2 rRNA genes (1 of these 2 only partly in view) are annotated in these 2,971 nt (G+C 53.5%); both read left to right on the forward strand.

The annotated features are described in order from the left end of the window. Positions 1–2,600, forward strand: a 23S ribosomal RNA gene (locus A3840_RS14640); it begins 123 nt to the left of the window's first position. Between the two features lie 179 nt (positions 2,601–2,779). Continuing rightward, positions 2,780–2,895: ribosomal RNA gene (rrf, locus tag A3840_RS14645) — 5S ribosomal RNA — on the forward strand. Positions 2,896–2,971 lie beyond the last annotated feature (76 nt).

Consider the following 2,971-nt stretch of genomic DNA (forward strand, 5'->3'; position numbering starts at 1 on the left):
GAAACCCGACCATTTAGGTCACCCGAAAGGGAGCTAACCCGGCGAACTGAAACATCTAAGTAGCCGGAGGAAAGGACATCAAACGAGACTCCGTTAGTAGTGGCGAGCGAACGCGGACCAGGCCAGTGGCCTGAGGGTAAGAACGGGAAGGACTTGGAAAAGTCCGCCATAGTGGGTGATAGCCCCGTACCGGTAGAAAGCCCTTAGGTCCTCGAGTAAGGCGGAACACGTGAAATTCTGTCTGAACATGGGTAGACCACTATCCAAGCCTAAGTACTCGCACACGACCGATAGCGAACCAGTACCGTGAGGGAAAGGTGAAAAGCACCCCGACGAGGGGAGTGAAATAGTACCTGAAACTGGATGCATACAAACAGTCGGAGCCCGCAAGGGTGACGGCGTACCTCTTGTATAATGGGTCATCGACTTAGTCTAACTAGCAAGCTTAAGCCGTTAGGTGTAGGCGCAGCGAAAGCGAGTCTGAATAGGGCGTTAAGTTAGTTGGATTAGACCCGAAACCGAGTGATCTAGGTATGAGCAGGCTGAAGGTAAGGTAACACTTACTGGAGGGCCGAACCCACGTCTGTTGAAAAAGACGGGGATGACTTGTTCCTAGGGGTGAAAGGCCAATCAAACTCGGAAATAGCTGGTTCTCCGCGAAAGATATTTAGGTATCGCCTCAGACGAATACCTCGGGGGGTAGAGCACTGGATGGGCTAGGGGGTCTCACCGACTTACCAAACCTAACCAAACTCCGAATACCCGAGAGTACTATCTGGGAGACAGACGGTGGGTGCTAACGTCCATCGTCAAAAGGGAAACAACCCTAACCTACAGCTAAGGTCCCCAAGTCATAGTTAAGTGGGAAAGCATGTGGGATTGCTTAGACAACCAGGAGGTTGGCTTAGAAGCAGCCATCCTTTAAAGATAGCGTAACAGCTCACTGGTCAAGCGATCCTGCGGCGAAGATGTACCGGGTCTAAAACTATGCACCGAAGCTTAGGGTTTGCACGTTTACGTGCAAGCGGTAGCGGAGCGTTCCGTAAGCCTGTGAAGCCATACCTGTGAGGGGTGGTGGAGGTATCGGAAGTGCGAATGATGACATGAGTAGCGACAAAAAGTGTGAGAGACACTTTCGCCGAAAGTCCAAGGGTTCCTGCGCAATGCTAATCAGCGCAGGGTTAGCCGGCCCCTAAGTCGAGGCAGAAATGCGTAGACGATGGGAACCACGTTAATATTCGTGGGCCAGGTGGTAGTGACGGATCGCGCGGGTCTGTATCCCCTTATCGGATTGGGGGTGCAGTGAGCCGGTTCCAGGAAATAGCTCCACCAATATTGACCGTACCCGAAACCGACACAGGTGGACTGGTAGAGTATACCAAGGCGCTTGAGAGAACTATACTGAAGGAACTCGGCAAATTGCACGCGTAACTTCGGGATAAGCGTGACCTTGCTCTGGGCAACCAGCGTAAGGTGTCACAAAAGAGGGGGTGGCGACTGTTTATCAAAAACACAGGGCTCTGCGAAGTAGCAATACGACGTATAGGGTCTGACGCCTGCCCGGTGCCGGAAGGTTAAAAGGAGAGGTTAACGCCTTGAATTGAAGCCCCGGTAAACGGCGGCCGTAACTATAACGGTCCTAAGGTAGCGAAATTCCTTGTCGGGTAAGTTCCGACCTGCACGAATGGCGTAACGACTTCCCCACTGTCTCCAGTATAGACTCAGCGAAATTGAATTCCCCGTGAAGATGCGGGGTTCCTGCGGTCAGACGGAAAGACCCCATGAACCTTTACTATAGCTTTGCGCTGGCACTTGTGTCGGCATGTGCAGGATAGGTGGTAGGCTTTGAAGTCAGGGCGCCAGCCTTGGTGGAGCCGCAAGATGAGATACCACCCTTATCGTCATAGGTGTCTAACCGCGGCATAACAGTGTCCGGGACAGCGCATGGTGGGTAGTTTGACTGGGGCGGTCGCCTCCCAAAGAGTAACGGAGGCGCGCGATGGTGGGCTCAGACCGGTCGGAAATCGGTCGCTGAGTGCAATGGCATAAGCCTGCCTGACTGCGAGACTGACAAGTCGAGCAGAGACGAAAGTCGGTCATAGTGATCCGGTGGTCCCGTGTGGAAGGGCCATCGCTCAACGAATAAAAGGTACTCTGGGGATAACAGGCTGATACTGCCCAAGCGTCCATAGCGACGGCAGTGTTTGGCACCTCGATGTCGGCTCATCACATCCTGGGGCTGGAGCAGGTCCCAAGGGTATGGCTGTTCGCCATTTAAAGTGGTACGTGAGCTGGGTTCAGAACGTCGTGAGACAGTTCGGTCCCTATCTGCCGTGGGTGTTGGAATATTGAGAGGAGCTGTCCCTAGTACGAGAGGACCGGGATGGACGAACCTCTGGTGGACCTGTTGTGGCGCCAGCCGCATTGCAGGGTAGCTAAGTTCGGACGGGATAACTGCTGAAAGCATCTAAGCAGGAAGCCTCCCTCAAAACGAGTATTCCCTTGAGAGCCGTGGAAGACCACCACGTCGATAGGCCGGGTGTGGAAGCGCAGCAATGTGTGAAGCTTACCGGTACTAATAGCTCGATTGGCTTGATCGTTCTCATTAATCAATGCTCGCAACGACAAAGTCGTTGCTGTTCTTCTCCCTCACGGTGCGTGGCACCTGCGGGAACGCGGCGCATCAGCGCCGGGGTCGTCGCCATGCTCCTCCGGAGCCAGGCAATGACCAATCGGTTCAGATCAAAATCCAGAATTCACCGCTTATGTTTTTCGCTGACCTTGTGGTTCTTGCGAGGAGCCCAGGACCCGATCCCATCCCGAACTCGACCGTCAAAGTCCTCCGCGCCAATGGTACTAAGTCTTAAGGCTTGGGAGAGTAGGTCACTGCAAGGTCTGCCAAAAACATAAACGTCTCAATACAAAACAAAATCAAACCCCCGGTCAGAAATGACCGGGGGTTTTGTGTTCT

The sequence above is a fragment of the Devosia elaeis genome (assembly GCF_001650025.1).
Lineage (GTDB): Bacteria > Pseudomonadota > Alphaproteobacteria > Rhizobiales > Devosiaceae > Devosia > Devosia elaeis.